Consider the following 17,330-nt stretch of genomic DNA (forward strand, 5'->3'; position numbering starts at 1 on the left):
CCTTGCGTGACCCGCGTGTGTCCGCGTGTGCCCGCGTGTGTCAATTCCCGTTCAGCCGGGCTATCTGCTCCACGTACCGGAGTCGATCGGCGTGTTCCATGTCGAGGATCTGGTCGAGCGACCAGTGGAAGTGGTAGGCGAGGTACGCGACTTCCTCGTGGATGCGGTCCGCCGCGTACGTCACGATTCCCCCAGGCGACCACCGCCGGCGAGGTCCACCGCGAAGCTCTCCTGGCAGGAGGGGCAGGTGACGGCCGCCCGGGTGTGCCCCTCGGCGTTGATCCGGCGGTAGAAGTCCTGCAGGAAGGCGAGGTCGGAGGCGAACAGGTCCTCGACGATGCCCGGGTGGATGTCCTCGATGGTGCCGAGGCGGACGAGGACGCGGGAGATGAGCACCACGGACAGGTAGGCGGAGTTCTCCCGCACGCGGTCGTCGCGCAGGGGGATCAGCTCGTCGCGTGCGGTGGCCAGCCGCATCACGCCCGTACGGTGCAGGCTCCCGGACTCGTCCACGTACCCCCGCGGCAGTTCGAAGGGGAACTCGGTACGCAGCCGCTCGGTCCGCTGCTCCCCTCGCCCCGCGGCCTCCGCCCCCGGGGAGCCGTGGCCGTCGCGTACGGCCGCTGGGATGGTCCGGCGCATCAGTCGAGTTCCACGCTCTCGTAGGTGATGACCAGCTTCTCCGTGAGCACCGAGGTGTCGCCCGCCTTGAGGGTGCTGATCTCCAGCGACTTGGGCCAGGCGTTGATCAGCTTGTACCGCTTGATCGGGATGCCCTCGTAGTCGAAGACGATGATCGCTCCGCTGCGGCGGACGCTGGCCATCTTCCCGAAGCGGGAGTCCTTGATCCACCGCTCGAAGCTGTTGTCCTCCGTCAGGCCGCGGGTGACCGTGACCTCGCCGGCCTTCGCCCTGCCGGGGAGCTTCTTGACGATGTACTTGCCGTCGACGGTGTTCTGCTTCAGCTCGATGACGTCCTGCTCCATCTTCAGACCACTGATCTCCGTGATCTGCCGGATGAGGACGCTGTCGAATTCCAGCCCGAAGGAATTCGCTACGGAACTGTCGAGATCGGGGAGCGGCATTACAGCCTCCTTGTGTCAGTCTCCGAAAGGCCGTGGGCGGCCTGGAGGTTGTCTGTCGCGGACCGCCGTCACTCGTCGACCGCGCCGGAGCCCGCGGACAGCTGGGCGAGCCGGAACACCACGAACTCCGCCGGTTTGACCGGGGCCACCCCGATCTCGCAGACGACCTGGCCCGCGTCGATGCTCTCGGGCGGGTTGGTCTCGCGGTCGCACTTGACGTAGAAGGCCTCGTCCGGGGTGAGCCCGAAGAGCGCGCCCTTTCGCCACTCGTTGACCAGGAACGCCCCCACGGTGCGCCGGATCCGCGCCCACAGGGCGTCGTCGTTCGGCTCGAACACCACCCACTGGGTGCCGGCCAGGATCGACTCCTCCAGGTAGTTGAAGAGCCGTCGTACGTTGAGATAGCGCCAGGCCGGGTCGCTGGCGAGGGTGCGGGCGCCCCAGATCCGGATGCCCCGGCCGGGGAAGGCCCGTATGCAGTTGAGGCCGATGGGGTTGAGCAGGTCGTGCTCGCCCTTGGTCAGCTGCGTCTGGAGGGCGACGGCGCCCCGGACCACCTCGTTCGCCGGGGCCTTGTGCACCCCGCGCGCGTCGTCGTTGCGCGCCCACACGCCCGCGATGTGCCCGCTGGGCGGTACGAACGCGTTGCGTCCGGCGCCCGGGTCGAAGACCTTGATCCACGGGTAGTACATGGTGGCGTACTTGGAGTCGAAGCCGGTGCGGTCCTGGCGCCACTCCCGGACCTGCTGCGGGGTCAGCCCGGGCGGCGGGTCGAGGATGGCGATCCGGTTGCCCATCGCCTCGCAGTGCGTGATCAGCCCCTGCTGCACCGAGATCACCGTCTCCAGGTCCAGCACGCCGCGCTGGTAGGCGCTCATCAGGTCCGGGGCGGCGACCATCGTGATCTCGTCGACCGCTTCCAGGCCGCCGAAGCCGGTGCGCTGCTCGGCGTCGCCGACGTAGGTATCCGCCGACAGCGGCCCGGAGGCGGCGGGTTCCGCTCCGGACGGCGCGGCCAGCGTGACCGACTGAGGCGCGGGCCGGGCGGGGGCGGCCCCCTTGCCGGGCTCCTCCAGCGCGATCACCTGGGACTGGGCCTTGACCTGCGTGGCCACGTTCTCCTTGCTGCGCTTGGTGGTGACGGCCGGATAGGTCTCCACGACCTGGCCGTCCCGCTTGACCACCAGCTTGAACACGTCCTGGGGCGGGTCGTCGCCCTCGGGTTCGGCGACCTCGACGGTGATCTCGCCGGTCACCCCGGGCAGGGTCCGTACGACGTACGGGCCGAGTTGCGCCCGCGGCCCGGCGGCGAGCTCCGCCCTGCCGGGCCCGGCCGCGGCGTCGTGGCCGCCGATCCGCACCACGTAGCAGATGCCGCCGCCGTTGGCGAAGAAGCCGTAGACGGAGCCGGCGAGGTAGGCCCCGTCGACGAAGTCACCGAAGACGGTGACGAACTGGGTCCAGTTCGTGATCAGTGTCGGTTCGTTGAGCGGACCCTTCTGCGCGAAGCCGACGAAGGCGGCGACCGACGTGCCCACCCCTTCGATCGGGCGGGATCCGGACTCCACTTCCTCGACGTAGACGCCCGGGGACAGGTACGACGGCATACCACTCTCCTTGACCGGGGAAACGAGAGCGATTCTCGCCAGGGGCCGGGATCAGCGGATAGGGCGATCGGCCGCCCCGCCGTACAGATCCGGCTGCCCGATGGGGCACGGGCTGGTGCACCAGGTCCGTACCCGGCGCGCACCCGGTGGATCCCGGCCGCCGCACATGCTGGCAGGCATGGCGGGCGACGGGGGCGGCGGGATGGACCGGGAGATGCCGTGAAGGCAGCATCGGAGAAGGCCGCGTCACCGGACCACCGGCACCACCCGTCGCAGCCGACCGCGGCCCGCGCTGCCGAGGAGACCCCGGCCCGTCCGGCGGTGGTCTCCGGCAGCACCCAGGCCCTGGACCGCCGCGACGTCCAGCGTCTTCAGGGCGCGGTGGGCAACGCCGCGGTGTCGCGACTCGTGGCCCAACGCTACACCGCCCCGGTGAAGCCCTCGCCCGCGCAGGCCGCGCGCTTCCGCAAGGTGAAGGCGGATGTGGCGGCGAAGCAGCAGAAGTTGGCGCATCATCCGCCGGCGGTGGGTGAGTCGAAGGCCGCGCAGGACGCGGCGGTGGCGCCGCCGGACGACAAGGAAGCGCAGGGCAAGGCGGCCAACGCCGAGAAGATGAACGCGGCCAAGCCGGGCGAGTTCGACAAGCGGGCGTTCATCGCCGCGGTCAACGAGGCCATCGACAAGCAGGCGCCGAAGAACCTCGACGAGGCGGACAAGTTCTCCGAGTCCGGCAAGGCCGACAAGGTCAAGGAGCAGGTCGACGGCAAGGTCTCCGACGGCAAGGACAGGTCGGCGAAGGACATCGCGACCACGACCAAGGCGGAGCCGGACACCTCGGCGGCCAAGGAGAAGGCGGTCACGCCGATGTCCCCGGACCGGCCGCCGGGGAACCCGGGCGCGCCGAACGCCGCGGACGCGGTCCCGGAGAAGCAGCCGCCGGAGGTCACGGACTTCTCCGAGGGGCCGAAGCGGACCGACAAGGAGATGGCGGACGCCGAGGTCACCGAGGAGCAGCTGGCCAAGGGCAACGAGCCGCAGTTCGACGAGGCGCTGGGCGAGAAGAAGAAGGCCGAGGCGCATTCCGCGAAGGCTCCGGCGGAGGGCCGGGCGGCGGAGCAGGAGCAGTTGGCGGCGGCGAAGGCGCACGCGGCGGCGTCCGGCGAGAAGGCGATGGCGTCGCTGACCGGGACCCGGGCGGCGGCGGGCAAGGCGGTCGACGGCGGCAAGGGCGAGACGAAGTCCAAGGACGAGCAGCAGCGCGAGAAGGCCACCGCGAAGCTCCAGAAGGTCTTCGACGCGACGAAGAAGGACGTCGAGGAGACGCTCGCGGGCCTGGACAAGAAGGTCGACGACCAGTTCACGCAGGGCGAGAAGGCGGCGCGGGACGCGTTCACCGCCGATCACGAGCGGCGGATGAAGGCGTACAAGAAGAAGCGCTACAGCGGCTTCTTCGGCCCGGCGAAGTGGGCCAAGGACAAGCTGGTGGGCATGCCGGAGGAGGCGAACCAGCTCTACCAGGAGTCACGCAAGCTCTACGTCGGCCAGATGCAGGGCGTCATCTCCGGCATCGCCGACACGATCGGCGCCGAACTGGGCAAGGCCAAGGCCCGCATCGCCCAGGGCCGCGAGGACCTGAAGGCGGAGGTCGACCGGCTCCCGGCCGACTTGCGGAAGTTCGGCGAGGAGGCGGCGAAGGACTTCGCGGGGAAGTTCGAGGATCTCGAATCGCAGGTCAACGACAAGAGCCAGGAGCTGGTGCAGACCCTCGCCCAGAAGTACACCGAGGCGTTGAACGCGGTGGACGAGGAGATCAAGAAGCTCCAGGAGGCGAACAAGGGGCTGGTTCAGAAGGCCGTCGACGCGGTCGTCGGGGTCATCAAGACCATCATCGAGCTCAAGAACCTCCTCCTCGGCGTCCTCGCCAAGGCCGCCGCCGCGATCGGAAAGATCATCAAGGACCCGATCGGCTTCCTGGGCAACCTGGTGAAGGCGGTGGGCTCGGGTCTGAACCAGTTCGTCGCGAACATCGCCGACCACCTGAAGAAGGGCCTGGTCGCGTGGCTGCTGGGCACGGCCACGAAGGCGGGCATCGAGATCCCGGAGAAGTTCGACCTCAAGGGCATCATCAAGCTGATCGCCTCCATGCTCGGCCTGACGTGGGCGAACATCCGCGCCAGAATCGTGCGCAAGGGCGTCCCGGACCAGGCGATCACGGCGGTCGAACAAGCGGTCCCGGTGGCCCAGGCGCTGGCCCGCGAAGGCCCCTCCGGCGCGATGGAGCACATCCGGCAGGAGGCGGGCGACCTCAAGGCCAAGATCCTTGAGGACCTGAAGTCCTATCTCATCCCCACGGTCATCGTCGCCGGCATCACCTGGATTCTCTCCCTGCTGAATCCCGCGTCGGCATTCGTCCGCGCGGTCAAGGCGATCATCGACATCGTCAGCTTCATCGTGAACCAGGGTGCGCAGATCGTGCAGTTCGTCAACGCGATCCTGGACGCGGTCATCGCCATCGCGAACGGCGGCGCGGCGGGCGTCCCGCAGATGGTCGAATCCGCGCTGGCGGCCAGCATCCCCCTGCTGATCGGACTCCTGGCCTCGCTGCTGGGCGTCGGCGGCCTGGCGAACAAGGTGAAGAGTGTCTTCCACGCGGTGGGACGGCCGGTGAAGCGGGCGATCGACAAGGTCGTGGACTTCGTCGTCAGAAAGGGCAGGGCGCTCTGGGCCAAGATCAGGGGAAAGGGCCGGCCGGACAAGGGTCAGGACGGCAAGGGCGGAGCGCCGGACAAGGACAAGGCGGACAAGGTCGCCAAGGGCCTCGACCAACTCCGCCGGGAGGAAGGCTCCCGCCTGAATTCCGGGAAGATTTCACAGGATGCCGCCGAGGAAGCGGCCGCCGCGACGAAGAAGGATCATCCCGTATTCAAGTCGATAACAGTAAGAAACGGCGGTGAGACCTGGAACTACGTCTACGTCGCCTCACCGCCGCAGACCTTGGAAGGCGCCCCGCAGGCGGAGCAGCTGACCGCCAAGCAGGCACACGATCAGGTGATGAAGGAACTGGACGAGACCACCAAACGCCTGCTCAAGGGCACGGCAAGTGGGTCACGGGCCACTCGGGGCGGAATTTCGCAACGTCCATGCGGGACAATCTGGACGACATCGGCTACAAGACCTTCGACCACAGCGACTCCTCCATAGAGGAACCCGGCACGAAACCCAACAAGGCGACGAAGTGGGGCAAGAAAGACAAGGGAAGCTGGATTCCCGATCACCAGCCCCCGAACGCGCTCCTCGCCGGAGGCGCCACGATCGAATTCAGGTTCTATCCGCATTCGCTCGCTTCGGCGAACCTCCAAAAATACAAGGTCCTCACCTACAAGAGCATGATGAAGAAGGCCCGCAACCGGAACAACAGCAATTGGGCGGAAGGAATCGAGAGTGCATGGTTCTGGTGACAGCAGCCGGCAGGATCAACCGCGGATCGTAGAGCTTCTGGCGCGCCTGGAGGCCTTCGCCAGAGATCGAACCGGTGGAGATTCCCCCTTCAACAGGGGCTGCTCCGAAGACGAGATCCGGCACATGGAAAAGGTCATTCGAACTCCCCTGCCGGACGACTACAAGGAGCTGCTCAGGCACGCGAACGGGCAGCCCGACGACTCCGAACTGGTATTCCCGCCGGACCAGCTGGCCTTTCTCTCCGCCGAAGAGGTCGTGGAACTGTGGCAAGGGCATCGCGAACTGCCCGATGACGAGTTCTTCGACGAGCTGACGTATGAGGACAAGGTGCGATGCGTACCGTTCCATCCGGCTCGCATCCCGATCGCCCAGTACGAGGACGGCGGCGCCTACCTGTGGATCGACAACGTTCCCGGGCCGGCCGGCCGTAGCGGCCAGCTCATCTTCAACGTCGACGAGATCGACTTCGCCGTTGTGGAGGAGAGCGTCACCGAGCTCTTCAGGCGCTACGTGAGCCTGCTGGACACCGGGGCAGCCGCCCTCACCGAGGTGCCGTCGGACTACGGAGAGGGCTACTGGTTCACAGCCTCCGGCCGGTACCTGGACTTCGCCGTCTACGACGAGCTCAGGAGGCCTTCTTCTCCTTGAGGCGCGCCGCTTCCTTGCGCACCTCGGCCTGGGTGGCGCGCTCCTTCTGGAGCCACTCGGGGCAGTCGTTCTTCAAGGCGTCGATCTGCTCCGTGGTGAGCGGCTCCGTCACGCCGCCGCGGGCGAGGCCCGAGATGGAGACGCCCAGCCTCGCCGCGACCACCGGCCGGGGGTGGGGGCCGTTCCGCCGCAGATCGCGCAGCCACTCGGGTGGGTCGGTCTGCAGGGCGCTCAGTTCGTCGCGCGTGACGACGCCCTCCCGGAACTCCGCGGGGGTGGCCTCGAGGTACACACCCAGCTTCTTCGCCGCGGTCGCGGGCTTCATGGTCTGGGTGCTCTTGTGCGACGTCATGCTGTCAAGGATATCGAGCGTGCGCGCCGGCTCCGACCACGCAGCCGGTAACCTGGGCGGGTGACAGGTTCGGCAGCATCCCCCTCGTTCCGGCTCGCCTACGTCCCGGGCGTGACACCCGCCAAGTGGGTGCGGATCTGGCAGGAGCGGCTGCCCGACATCCCGCTGGACCTCGTGGCGGTCTCCGCCGCCGAAGCGCCCGAGATGTTGCGCCGCGGCGGCGCCGACGCGGGCTTCGTGCGGTTGCCGATCGACCGGACGGACCTCAGCGCCATCCCCCTCTACATCGAGACGACGGTGGTCGTGGTCCCGAAGGACCACGTCGTGGCGGCGGTCGACGAGGTGTCGGCCGAGGATCTGGCCGACGACGTCGTGTTCCACCCCCTCGACGACACCCTCGAATGGGAGCGGCGGCCGGGGCGGCCCGCGATCGAGCGCCCGGCCACGACGGCGGATGCCATCGAACTGGTGGCGGCGGGGGTGGGACTGCTCGTCGTGCCGCAGTCGCTGGCCCGCCTGCACCACCGCAGGGACCTCACGTACCGGCCGGTCACGGACGCCCCCCAGTCGCGTGTCGCGCTGTCGTGGCCGGAGGACGCGACCACCGACCTGGTGGAGGACTTCATCGGGATCGTCCGCGGGCGGACCGTCAACAGCACCCGGGGCCGCACCCAGGCCCCGGCGCAGCCGAAGGCCGGGAAGCGCCCCGACGCCAAGGGCGCAGCGCGCAAGCCCGCGGCCGGCAAAGCGGTCGGCAAGGCCGCAGGCAAGGGTGCTGGAAAGGGCTCTCGGGCGGGTCCGGTGGCGCCAAGGGGAGCAGGCACGGCAAGCCCCGGCGCCGGTCGTAGCGGATCATGTGCGACGGAGGGCCTGGCGCAGCGGCGTGAGGATGATCTCCGGCGTGTACGTGTCGGCCCACGTGAAGCGGAACAGCGTGAGTCCGGGGACGAGCACGGCCAGGCGGTTCTGCCGAAAGCGGTCCTGATAGAGGGCCGCGGGGGCGCTGTGCGGGGATCGGCCGTCGGCCTCGACGCCGACGAGCAGGTCGGGCCAGCCCAGGTCGATGCGGAACTGCCAGCCCTGCTGCGGATCGCGGATACGCCACTGGAGGACGGGTGGCGGCAGGCCACCGTCCAGGCAGATGAGGCGGATCCGGGTTTCCAGGGGGCTCTCCGCGCGCGCGTCGGCCAGGGGCACCCGGGCCCGGGCCTGCGGGGCGCCGCGGCGGCCGGACAGGTGGGCCAGGACGGTCCGGCGGTCGGCCTCGGCCAGCAGCCGCTGGTGGAGGGCGGAGTCCAGGGCGCTCACGGCCTCCTCCCGCGACAGCGCCAGCAGCAGATCCGCGCAGGTGCGCGCCGGGCTGGTCAGCGGGATGCCGTCCAGGAGCATGCGGGCCTCGGGCGGAACGCTCGTGTGGTGGACGTGTCGGCCCTGGTGCGAGCGCGTGCCGCTGTCCGGTGGGACGGCGAAGTGCAGGGCGCCGTCGTCTCGCGGAAGGCCCTGGATGCCGAGGAGGCGCGCGGCCGTCGGGCCCGCGACGACGACTCGCGGTCCGCAGCCGAGGAGGACGGCCCGCAGCCGGGACCGCAGCGACGGTCCGCGCGGGTCCGGGCCCACCCACCAGCGGCCCCGGGCCAGCGGCACCCACTGCCCCGATCGGACCATCCGGCGTACGGAGTCCGGCCCGGCGCCGGCGGCCCGGAGCTGAGCGGCCGTCACCACCCAGTCCTGCCGGGCGGCCACGGCGCGGACCCGGTGCAGCACCTCGTTACTGATCCCCATGCCGCACCATGGTGCAAGGAGCGCCGGTTTCCCGCTCGGCCCTGTGGATAAGTCACGTCCAAGGGCCCAGGGTTCAGGTCAGGAGGTCCATGTACGGGCCGAACTCCGACGCCAGCGTCAGGCGGCCCAGCTTCTGGTACTCGCGCTGCACCGCGTGGATCAGGTCCCGCATGGTCACCGGTGCACCGGACTCCGCCGACAGGTACGCCGCCGTCACCGCCACCGAGCGGATGTTGCCGCCGGCCAGTTCGAAGGACTTCGCGCAGAAGTCCAGGTCCAGGTCCTGCGAGCACGGGACCGGGGCCAGGCAGCGTTCCCAGAGCAGCCTGCGCTGCGCCGCGTCCGGCACGGGGAAGTCGATGACCAGGTCCAGCCGGCGGGTGAAGGCGTCGTCCAGGTTGGCTCGGAGGTTGGTGGCCAGGATGGCCAGGCCGTCGAAGGACTCCATGCGTTGCAGGAGGTAGGCGCTTTCGACGTTGGCGTAGCGGTCGTGCGCGTCCTTCACCTCCGACCGTTTGCCGAAGATGGCGTCCGCCTCGTCGAAGAGCAGGACGCCGTTGACGCCCGCCGCCTCGGAGAAGATCCGCTCCAGGTTCTTCTCCGTTTCGCCCACGTACTTGTCGATGACCGTCGCCAGGTCCACCGTGTACAGGTCCAGTCCCAGGTCGGCGGCGATGACCTCCGCCGACATCGTCTTGCCCGTGCCCGAGTCACCGGCGAACAGGACCGTCACGCCGCGCCCCCGGCCGCCGCCCGGGCGCATGCCCCACTCCCCCAGGACGCGGTCGCGGTGGCGGGCGCGGGCGGCCAGTTCGCGCAGTTGGGCCAGGGAGTCGGCCGGCAGGACCAGGTCCTGCCAGGTCACGGCGGGTTCCAGGCGGCGTGCCAGGCGGTCGAGGCCCGCCGCGTTCTGGGCGCGGGCGCCCGCCCTGATGTGGTCGGGGCGCAGCTCGCCGCCGTCCAGCAGCGCCGTCTGCGCCGCGCTGCGCGCCGCCCGCGCGATCTGGTCGGGGTCAGGAGGAAGGGGGACAGGACGCGGGTCACGTCCAGACCGTCCGGGACGCAGCCCCCGTGCTCCTCGGACTGCCCATGCTGTCCGTGCTCCCCGTGCTTCTCGTGCTTCTCGTGCTTCTCGTGCTTCTCGTGCCGCCCGTGCTTCTCGTAAGCCCGTGTCCACAGCGCTGCCCTGGCCATCGGCTCCACCCTCGGCGCGTGCAGCAGCACCGGCGGGCGCGCGGACCAGTTCGCGTCCCATGGGGTCCTGCCGACCAGGACCACCGGCAGCGGGGCGTCCGCCAGCGCTCGGATCACCTCGGGCCGTTCCCGGATCAGCGCGTCGACGGGTCCGCACACCACGCCGGAGCCGGTGAGCCGGGCCTCGCGGGTCAGGACGCGTACGGCTTCGGCCGGCTTCGGGTCCGCCGCGAGGCGCTCCAGGTCCACGCCCAGGACCCCGCGGCCCGACTCCTCCAGCGCCGACGCCGCCAGCGCCGTGCCCGCGCCGCCCTGCGCCTCCTGCACGTACACCAGGTGCGCGCCCGCGTTGAGGGCGCGTGCCAGCGGGGACGGGTCGCCGACGACCGGTACGTCGCCCGCGGCCCGTACGCCGCCCGTGCCCGGCTCGTCGTGCCGGGTCGCGAGAACGTCCGCGATGCGCGGGTCCGGGGTGTCGTCGCCGAGCAGGTGGGCGGTCACGCGGTCGGGGACGCGCAGCGACCGCGCCAGGAACGGCCGGTCCGGCTCCTCCACCAGGAGCAGGCCGCCCGTGCGCAGCGGCGACAGCGGATGCAGGCGCGCCCGCGCGCCCGCGTCCGCCGCCGGCACACCGCACAGCCCCAGCGCCAGCCCGGTCGACGGGCGGCGGCGCGTCACGTCGTCGTTCAGATAGCCGTAGAACGCCTCGAAGCGGTCGTCCAGGTCCGGGACCAGCGCGATCAGCAGGATCTCCACGTCCAGGTCGGTCAGGCCGAACTCCGTCGCCAGGGAGCGGAGTCGCGTCCTGCCCGGTGTCCGTGACTCCGCGTCGGCCACCAGCGACGGCTCCGCCGCGCCCGGCGCCGCGATCTCCCGGCCCTCCTCCAGCAGGCGGCGCACCGCCTCGTCGCTCAGGTACAGGCCGCGGAACGCGTCGTCGGGGTTCGGGTCGACGGACTGCCGGGCGTCCACGGCACGGCGTACGCGCTCCTCGATGACGACCGCGCGGTCGAGGAGATGGCGCAGGCTCGCCTCGTAGGGCTCTCGTTCCGCGCTCATGCGGGCCCTTCCGAAGGCTTGGGCCGCTGCCCCGGCTCCTCCGCCACCTGGGACGCGATGCCGCTCCGCCTTCCGTATACCGGGATCCGTCTTCCGTCCGGCGTCGTCGTGTACGGTCCCGAGGGCGCGCCCGCCCCCTCCGCGCCGTTGTCCGAGAGGCCGAGCCGCAGGCCCTCCTCGCCGACCGGCGGGCCCGCCTCATAGACCGGCGCATCGGTGACGGGGACGCTCACCACGAGATCGAGCGACGGCTTGAGCTCACCGCCGAGCGCGCTCCACACGTCGGCGAACGAGCGGTCCTCCGGTGGTGGCAGGGCGATGGTCATGGGGACGGCCACGCCGATCTCCGCGAGGGAGCCGGTGAGCCGTTCCGGCGAAAGGGCCTCGTGGCGCAGCAGGCAGGACAGCAGCGAGGCGAGGAGGCGGTGCTCGTCCTCGGGGCGCTTGGTCCAGGCGGTGATCAGATACGAGAGCTTGAAGTAGCGGGGCGGGCGGTGGCGGGCCACGACCCGGCCCTGCTCGTCGTACTGGTTGTGCAGGCCGCGCTCCCGGCGCCGCATGTCCTCCCGTATGTCGTACAGGTACAGGTTGACCGTGGGCGCGTTGACCTTGGCGGCCCAGTCGCGGGTGGGCGCGTCGAAGACCACCGCGATCTGGGTGCCTTCGAGCGCTTCCACCCGGAACAGCGTGCGCAGGGCCTCGTCGACCTCATGGATCACTGCGGGCGTCTCCTGGTTCTCACGTCGCGCTCAGCTGCGGCCTGCGAAGTCCGGTGGCTCCAGGTGTCGTTGGACGACCAGGAACGGCCTGCGCAGGGGGTCCAGTCCCGGTACCTCGGCGCGCAGCGTGCGCGGGCCGAGCCGGTCCTTGCGCAGGACGAGGACCTGCGCCTCGAAGGTGCCGTCCGGTCCGGCCCGTACCGCCGACCGTGCCGCCGTGATCCCCGGCCGCCAGGTGAGGCGGACCCTGCTGCCGGGCGGGAAGTCCTTGCCGCGCGCCACCACCGTCTGGCCGGGTGGGCCCACCTCCGGGGTGACCGTGAGCCTCGGCTGGAGGACGCGGAGCGGGGCGCCGGCCGTGTTGTTCCGCGTCTGCGGGTCACGCGGTGTGCCGCGTACGGACACCCGCACATCGCCGTCGACCGCCGTGCGGTAGACCGCTTGCTGCGTCACGACGAGGCGCTTGCCCGGGGCGATGCTGCACGGGTCGCTGTTCGTGCACCCCGGCAACCGGCCGACGGTGCGCCTGCTCGCGTCGGCGGTACGGGGCCACGAGGTGCTCAGCACCACGCCCTTCGCCGTCTTGGGTCCCGCGTTCGTGATCGTGAAGGTCGCGGTGGCCGTCCGGCCCGGGTACGTGCGCGCGGGCGCGACGCTCGCCAGGACGGCCAGGTCGGCCTCGTCGGGCGCCGGGGCGGGCACGACCTTGAACGTCGCCGTGTCGGTGCCCTTGTTGCCCGCGGAGTCGGTCGCGGAGCAGGTGACCGTGGTCGTACCCAGTGGGAAGAGGGAGCCCGGGGCATGGTCGCAGGTGGCGGGGAGCCGTCCGTCGACCGCGTCCACGGCCGTCGGCGTGAAGTCGATCCTCGCGCCGTCCTTGCCGGTGGCCTCGACCGTGATGTCGTCCACGACGACCTGCGGGGCGTCCACGTCGTTGACGGTGATGGTGATGCGCTGCTGGTAGGCCGGTACGGGCTCGTCAGCGCCCACGTCGTCACCCCCGTCGCCGCCCGGCACCCTGCCGTCCACCAGGAACTGGATGCCGCAGGTGAGCTCGGCCCCCGGCGGCGCGTCCTCCGCGGCCGTGATCGTCTCCGTGAACGTGGCGGTCTCGCCGCTGGTGACCGTGCGGGTCGCCGGCTCCAGGGTGACGCTCAGGGACGGGTGGCAGGCGAGGGTCCGGTAGCTCACCGTGGTGGGGAGGTTGACGAGCCCGTCGGCGATCGTGTCGGCCACCTGGTCGGAGTTGATGCCTTCGAAGAGCGTGCCGCCGGTGGCGTTGACGACCTTCGTGGCCTGGTTCGGCTCGTGCGTCGGCTCCCCGGGCTGGCCGTTGCCGTTGTCGCCGTTGCCGTTGAGGCCGTCGCCGATGGGGGTCGCGATGTCGACGGCGAGCACCCGGGCGCCGGCATGCTGCAGCGCGTTGGTGGCCTCGGTGAGGGTGTGCCCCATGCTGGGGTCATGGCTGGAGGCGTCACCGACGAGGACCACGATCGGGCTCGCGCCGTCGCGGAAGTCGGTGCCGCCCTCCCCGTTGTTGGCGACCTGCCAGAGCGCGTTGATCCAGTCCTCGGTCGGGGTCTGGTTCCCCATGTCGTCGTCCAGCGCCTCGACGCCTCTCCGTACGGCCGCCATGTCGTCGGTGAGCCCCTGGAGCACCTGGAACGCGTTCGCCCCGTCGACCGCGTCACCGTAGGTGGCCACGGCGAACCGGGCGTCCGCCTGCTCTTGGGTCACCGCGTCCGTGATGTGGTTCAGCTGGTCCTCGATGTTCGCGATGCTGTCCCGCATGCTGCCGGTCCCGTCGACGAGCAGCACCACGTCCGGCCGCGGCGGCACCGCCGGCGTGCGGACCCGCTTGTCCACGGTGAGGGAGCCGCCGGGGTCCAGGTCGTCCTGGACGCGCGCGGGGGTGACCGCCGGTTCCGGCTCCGGCGGCCGGGTGGGGGCCGCCGTACCGGGCACGACGCTGATCACCAGGATCAGCGCGGCGGTGAGCCCGCCCACCCGGAAGGCCGCGGCGGCCCGTGTCCGGGGCCACCGGAGGCCCGTTGCTCCGGTCCACCGGAGGCCCCGGAGCCACGGGCCGCGTGGTCGAAGGCGTCGAAGGCCTCGAAGTCGCTGAACCCCCCGCACGGAACACCCCATTCGAGATCGGCGCGCCGGGCCGGACCGGCGCGCTGGGCTCCAACGTCGCGCGGGCACGCGGCGCGTACAGCGGGAGGCGAGCCAACCCTTCGGGTACGGCCCCGTGCCCGAATGTGCATCCGGATCTCTTGGCGGCCGCTTCGGGGCCGCTGAGCGCTCCGGCGGTCAGATCAGCCCCTGCCGCAGCGCGTACGCCACCGCGTGCGAGCGGTTGCGCAGATTGAGCCGGGCCATCACCGCGTGCAGGACGTTCTTGATGGTCCGCTCGGAATAGGACAGCTTGAGGGCGATGTCGGCGGTGTCGTACCCCTCGGCGACCAGCCGCAGCACCTCGATCTCCCGCGCGGACAGCCCGGTGAGGTTCAGTCCGCGCGGGCCGAGTACCTCGCCCTGCAACTTGCCGACCTGTTCGAGCAGGCTGCCGAGCAGGTCCGCCGGAACGTGCCCTTCTCCTTTGGCCACCGCTGCGATGACCTGTACCAGGCGCTCCGGGGTGGCCTCGGACCGCCGTACGACGCCGACGAAGCCGCACTCCGCGGCGCTCACCAGCTGCTGCTCGTCGATGTGGGTGGTGACCAGCACTCCCCGCGCGGCGCTGGTCCGCTGGATCTGCCGCAGCAGGCGGAGCACGGTGTCGTCGACCGCGTCCACGACGACCAGGACGACCCGGGCCGTCTCGGAGCCGTCCCGGTCGATGAGGCGTACTTCGGGCCGGGTGCGCAGATGACTGGCCACTCCGGCCATCGAGATGGGGTCCTGAGCTCTCAGGTCCACGGGAATACGGCTGGCAGTTGACTGATTCATGTCGGTTCCTCCCCCTAGAACGGCGACGCCATCATGCTCGTGTCACACCTTGCGCGCTCGCTCCTCCCCGGCCGACACGTTTTCCCGGCCCAAGCCTTTTCATACCAGGGAAACTGACGATGACTCAGAGAGAACCTCATTGTGCCCGAAAGTGTTCCTGTGCGGCCGCTCCTGCACTGTTCTGCCCGGCCGTACGGTTCGAGCCATGAGTGTTTCGGCGAGTCTGGACGAGTCATCCGTCACCGTCGAGCCCGGTGGCGAGGCGGACCTCCCGGTGACCGTGCTCAACTCGGGCACCACGGTCGAGGAGTTCCGGTTCGAGGTGGTCGGCCCGTGCGCGGCCTGGACCACCGTGGAGCCGGAGAGTCTGTCGCTCTACCCCGGCGCGTCCGGTACCGCGACCCTGAAGCTGCGCCCGCCGCGCGACCACCGGGTCGCCCCCGGCGAGACACCGCTCGGGCTGCGGGTGGTGCCCACCAGCGACGCCGCGCGGGCGGTGGTCCCCGAACGCACCGTGGAGGTGCTGGCGTTCACCGAGGTCACCTCGGAGCTGGTGCCGCGCACCTCGCACAGCGCCTGGCGCGGGCGGCACAAGGTGGCGGTGGACAGCAGGGGCAACACGCCGGTGACGGTCATGCTGACCGCCCAGGAGAGCGGCGGGCGGGCCCGTCTGCTCTTCGAACCGGCCGAGCTGGACATCCCACCGGGGCAGGCCAAGTTCTCCACGGTGACCGTCCGCCCCGCCAAACGCGTGTGGCGCGGCGCACCGGTCACCCACCCCTTCCAGGCGGTGGTCGCGCCGAAGCCGGTGCCGGGACAGGATCCGCACGCGCCGGTGGTCGTGGACGGTTCCTACGAGCAGCAGGCCATCCTGCCGCGCTGGCTGCCCCGCGCGCTGATCGCGGCCTGCGTGCTGGCGGGCGTGCTGATCGGGCTCTGGTTCGCGGTGCTGCGGCCGACGGTGCGGTCGGCGGCGCGGGAGGCGATCACCCCCGAGGCGGTGGAGTCGGCCATCGACAAGGGGAAGGAGGGCGGCAGCGGCGGCCAGAAGCCGGGCGGGGGCGAAACGGGCGGGAACGGCGGCTCGGGCGGTGCCGAGGGCGGGGCGAACGGCGGCTCCGGCGGCGGGAACGGGTCCGGCAAGCCGAAGCCGTCGGACGGCTCGTCGGCCAAGCCCGGCGAACCGGGCGGGCCGGGAGCGCCGACCAGCGCCCGGAAGCAGGTCAAGGACGCGGTCGGCGGCGGCGCGACCACCGAACCGGTCATCGAGGTGCCGGAGGGCAAGACCTTCGAGCTGACCGACATCGTGGTGCAGAACCCGCAGGGCGACGCGGGCACGGTCGTCGTCTCCAGCCAGGACGGCCAGCTGCTCGATCTGGCGCTGGAGAACTTCCGCGACTCCGACTACCACTTCGTCACCCCGATCGAGGTGCCTGCGGGAGGCGAGATCACCATCTCGGTCACCTGCCGCGAAGTGGGCAAGCCGGTCAAGGCCCCGGCGCCCGCGCAGTGCGCGGAGTCGCTGTTCCTCGGCGGCACGCTGCGGGCGGACGACTCGGCGGACGACGCGTGAGCGAGCGACCGGGGCCCTGGGCCCCGGTCGGTCCCGTCACTCCGGCGGCGCTTCCTCGTCCTCCTCGGCGCCTGCCGGCGCCCGCTGGACGAACGAGCCCTGGACATCCGCCGGTTGCTCGTCCTCGCCTTCGTCCGCGGCCCGCTGTACGGCGGCGGGGGCGGCGGCGGGGGCCGGTTCGGCGGGCCGCCCCATCACCCGTTCCGCGTTGGCGGTGGCCTCCTGCTCGAAGCGGTCGGAGGGGTCGCTCACCCTGATGCCGCCCGGTGCCTCGGTGCCCTCGACGGGGCCGTTCCGCTGCTGGATGACATGCGTCAGTTCATGGGCGAGCGTGGTGCGGCCCTCGTGCGAGGACGGGTCGTAGGCGTCGCGCTGGAAGACGACGTCGTTGCCCACCGTGTAGGCGCGGGCGCCGACCTCGCGGGCCGAGTCGTGCGCCCGCGCGTCGGTGTGCACCCGTACGTCGGAGAAGTCGGCGCCGAGGCGGGACTCCATGTCGGACCGGGTGTCGGCGTCCAGGGACCGGCCCCCGCCGGACGAGACCACGTCATGGACGGAGGAGCGGGGCGCGGCCGCCTCGCTCGTCTCCTCCGGCGTGGGCTCTTCCGCCGCCCGGGCGGCCCGCTCCCGCTGGAGGGCCGATCCCACGGCGCTGTTGCCCACGGCCCGCTGCAAGGTGCCCATGCCGGAGGGGCCGATCACGTCCGTACGGCCCGTGGCCGCGGCCTTGAACAGATGCGGCAGCTCCGCGGGCTCGGCCGCGTCCTGAGGTCCTCGCGGTTCCGGCGTCTCGTCGTGTTCGTGCCGGTGCTCGCGTTCGTACGCGGACTCGTTCTCGTGTTCGTGTGCGTGCATCGTCTGTCGCTCCCTCGGGGCGTCACGCCCGGCCGGACGTCTCCC

The 17,330-nt window shown here is 71.0% G+C and carries 14 protein-coding genes and 2 pseudogenes; 5 read left to right on the forward strand and 11 right to left on the reverse strand.

Features of this window, described 5'->3' with window-relative positions:
* Positions 1–40 precede the first annotated feature (40 nt).
* The 4 genes from Q3Y56_RS02315 to Q3Y56_RS02330 form a co-directional block, all read right to left on the reverse strand.
* The gene (locus Q3Y56_RS02315) at positions 41–184 is read right to left on the reverse strand and encodes a DUF6760 family protein (RefSeq protein WP_304460303.1); all 144 of its coding nucleotides are present in this window, start codon (positions 182–184) and stop codon (positions 41–43) included.
* Positions 181–642, reverse strand: coding sequence for a hypothetical protein (locus tag Q3Y56_RS02320; RefSeq protein WP_304460304.1), 462 nt, complete (start codon positions 640–642; stop codon positions 181–183). The genes Q3Y56_RS02315 and Q3Y56_RS02320 overlap by 4 nt, the downstream gene beginning before the upstream one ends.
* Positions 642–1,085: a phage tail protein gene (locus Q3Y56_RS02325; protein WP_304460305.1), complete on the reverse strand. Its 444-nt coding sequence runs from the start codon at positions 1,083–1,085 to the stop codon at positions 642–644. Before Q3Y56_RS02325 ends, Q3Y56_RS02320 begins: the two co-directional genes overlap by 1 nt.
* A 68-nt stretch (positions 1,086–1,153) precedes the next feature.
* Positions 1,154–2,692 carry a phage tail sheath subtilisin-like domain-containing protein gene (locus Q3Y56_RS02330; RefSeq protein WP_304460306.1) on the reverse strand — a complete coding sequence of 513 codons (1,539 nt, stop codon included), beginning with the start codon at positions 2,690–2,692 and terminating at the stop codon, positions 1,154–1,156.
* Between the two features lie 219 nt (positions 2,693–2,911).
* On the opposite strand from Q3Y56_RS02330, the gene Q3Y56_RS02335 reads away from it, so the two are divergent.
* From Q3Y56_RS02335 to Q3Y56_RS02345, 3 genes are read left to right on the forward strand one after another with little or no spacing between them, the layout of a single operon-like run.
* Entirely contained in the window at positions 2,912–5,893 is a 2,982-nt protein-coding gene (locus Q3Y56_RS02335) for a hypothetical protein (RefSeq protein ID WP_304460307.1), read from the forward strand.
* Positions 5,833–6,150 (forward strand): hypothetical protein, encoded by a 318-nt coding sequence (locus tag Q3Y56_RS02340; protein WP_304460308.1) that lies wholly within the window; start codon positions 5,833–5,835, stop codon positions 6,148–6,150. Before Q3Y56_RS02335 ends, Q3Y56_RS02340 begins: the two co-directional genes overlap by 61 nt.
* Positions 6,134–6,799, forward strand: a complete 666-nt coding sequence (locus tag Q3Y56_RS02345) for an SMI1/KNR4 family protein (protein ID WP_304460309.1) — start codon at positions 6,134–6,136, stop codon at positions 6,797–6,799. Before Q3Y56_RS02340 ends, Q3Y56_RS02345 begins: the two co-directional genes overlap by 17 nt.
* Here the strand turns inward: Q3Y56_RS02345 and Q3Y56_RS02350 are convergent.
* The gene (locus tag Q3Y56_RS02350) at positions 6,777–7,151 is read right to left on the reverse strand and encodes a DUF5997 family protein (protein ID WP_304460310.1); all 375 of its coding nucleotides are present in this window, start codon (positions 7,149–7,151) and stop codon (positions 6,777–6,779) included. The genes Q3Y56_RS02345 and Q3Y56_RS02350 overlap by 23 nt on opposite strands.
* Positions 7,152–7,211: 60 nt before the next feature.
* Here Q3Y56_RS02350 and Q3Y56_RS02355 point away from each other — a divergent pair.
* Positions 7,212–7,999 (forward strand): annotated as a pseudogene (locus Q3Y56_RS02355) (LysR substrate-binding domain-containing protein).
* 4 nt (positions 8,000–8,003) lie between these two features.
* On the opposite strand, the gene Q3Y56_RS02360 reads toward Q3Y56_RS02355, so the two are convergent.
* The 5 genes and pseudogenes from Q3Y56_RS02360 to Q3Y56_RS02380 all read right to left on the reverse strand — a co-directional run bounded on the left by Q3Y56_RS02360 (position 8,004) and on the right by Q3Y56_RS02380 (position 14,857).
* Positions 8,004–8,933, reverse strand: a complete 930-nt coding sequence (locus Q3Y56_RS02360) for a type IV toxin-antitoxin system AbiEi family antitoxin domain-containing protein (RefSeq protein WP_304460311.1) — start codon at positions 8,931–8,933, stop codon at positions 8,004–8,006.
* A gap of 73 nt (positions 8,934–9,006) precedes the next feature.
* Positions 9,007–11,186: pseudogene (locus Q3Y56_RS02365) on the reverse strand (ATP-binding protein).
* Positions 11,183–11,905, reverse strand: coding sequence for a DUF4255 domain-containing protein (locus tag Q3Y56_RS02370; RefSeq protein WP_304460312.1), 723 nt, complete (start codon positions 11,903–11,905; stop codon positions 11,183–11,185). Before Q3Y56_RS02370 ends, Q3Y56_RS02365 begins: the two are co-directional and overlap by 4 nt.
* Positions 11,906–11,935: 30 nt before the next feature.
* Complete coding sequence (locus Q3Y56_RS02375) at positions 11,936–13,912, reverse strand: VWA domain-containing protein (protein ID WP_304460313.1); 1,977 nt, start codon at positions 13,910–13,912, stop codon at positions 11,936–11,938.
* Positions 13,913–14,218: 306 nt separating this feature from the next.
* Positions 14,219–14,857: a response regulator transcription factor gene (locus tag Q3Y56_RS02380; protein WP_304460314.1), complete on the reverse strand. Its 639-nt coding sequence runs from the start codon at positions 14,855–14,857 to the stop codon at positions 14,219–14,221.
* Positions 14,858–15,062: 205 nt separating this feature from the next.
* Here Q3Y56_RS02380 and Q3Y56_RS02385 point away from each other — a divergent pair, with 205 nt between their 5' ends.
* Positions 15,063–16,430 (forward strand): hypothetical protein, encoded by a 1,368-nt coding sequence (locus Q3Y56_RS02385; protein ID WP_304460315.1) that lies wholly within the window; start codon positions 15,063–15,065, stop codon positions 16,428–16,430.
* A gap of 36 nt (positions 16,431–16,466) precedes the next feature.
* On the opposite strand, the gene Q3Y56_RS02390 is transcribed toward Q3Y56_RS02385, so the two are convergent.
* The gene (locus Q3Y56_RS02390; protein ID WP_304460316.1) at positions 16,467–17,285 is read right to left on the reverse strand and encodes a DUF4157 domain-containing protein; all 819 of its coding nucleotides are present in this window, start codon (positions 17,283–17,285) and stop codon (positions 16,467–16,469) included.
* Positions 17,286–17,330: the final 45 nt, after the last annotated feature.

Origin of the sequence: Streptomyces sp. XD-27, from assembly GCF_030553055.1 — a bacterium.
Classification (GTDB): domain Bacteria; phylum Actinomycetota; class Actinomycetes; order Streptomycetales; family Streptomycetaceae; genus Streptomyces.

Excerpts from the sequence above, each read along its gene's own strand:
- Q3Y56_RS02325 (WP_304460305.1), bottom strand. The coding sequence starts at position 1,085 with ATGCCGCTCCCCGATCTCGACAGTTCCGTAGCGAATTCCTTCGGGCTG.
- Q3Y56_RS02350 (WP_304460310.1), bottom strand. The coding sequence starts at position 7,151 with ATGACGTCGCACAAGAGCACCCAGACCATGAAGCCCGCGACCGCGGCG.
- Q3Y56_RS02320 (WP_304460304.1), bottom strand. The coding sequence starts at position 642 with ATGCGCCGGACCATCCCAGCGGCCGTACGCGACGGCCACGGCTCCCCG.
- Q3Y56_RS02330 (WP_304460306.1), bottom strand. The coding sequence starts at position 2,692 with ATGCCGTCGTACCTGTCCCCGGGCGTCTACGTCGAGGAAGTGGAGTCC.
- Q3Y56_RS02380 (WP_304460314.1), bottom strand. The coding sequence starts at position 14,857 with ATGAATCAGTCAACTGCCAGCCGTATTCCCGTGGACCTGAGAGCTCAG.
- Q3Y56_RS02390 (WP_304460316.1), bottom strand. The coding sequence starts at position 17,285 with ATGCACGCACACGAACACGAGAACGAGTCCGCGTACGAACGCGAGCAC.
- Q3Y56_RS02340 (WP_304460308.1), top strand. The coding sequence starts at position 5,833 with ATGCGGGACAATCTGGACGACATCGGCTACAAGACCTTCGACCACAGC.
- Q3Y56_RS02360 (WP_304460311.1), bottom strand. The coding sequence starts at position 8,933 with ATGGGGATCAGTAACGAGGTGCTGCACCGGGTCCGCGCCGTGGCCGCC.
- Q3Y56_RS02385 (WP_304460315.1), top strand. The coding sequence starts at position 15,063 with ATGAGTGTTTCGGCGAGTCTGGACGAGTCATCCGTCACCGTCGAGCCC.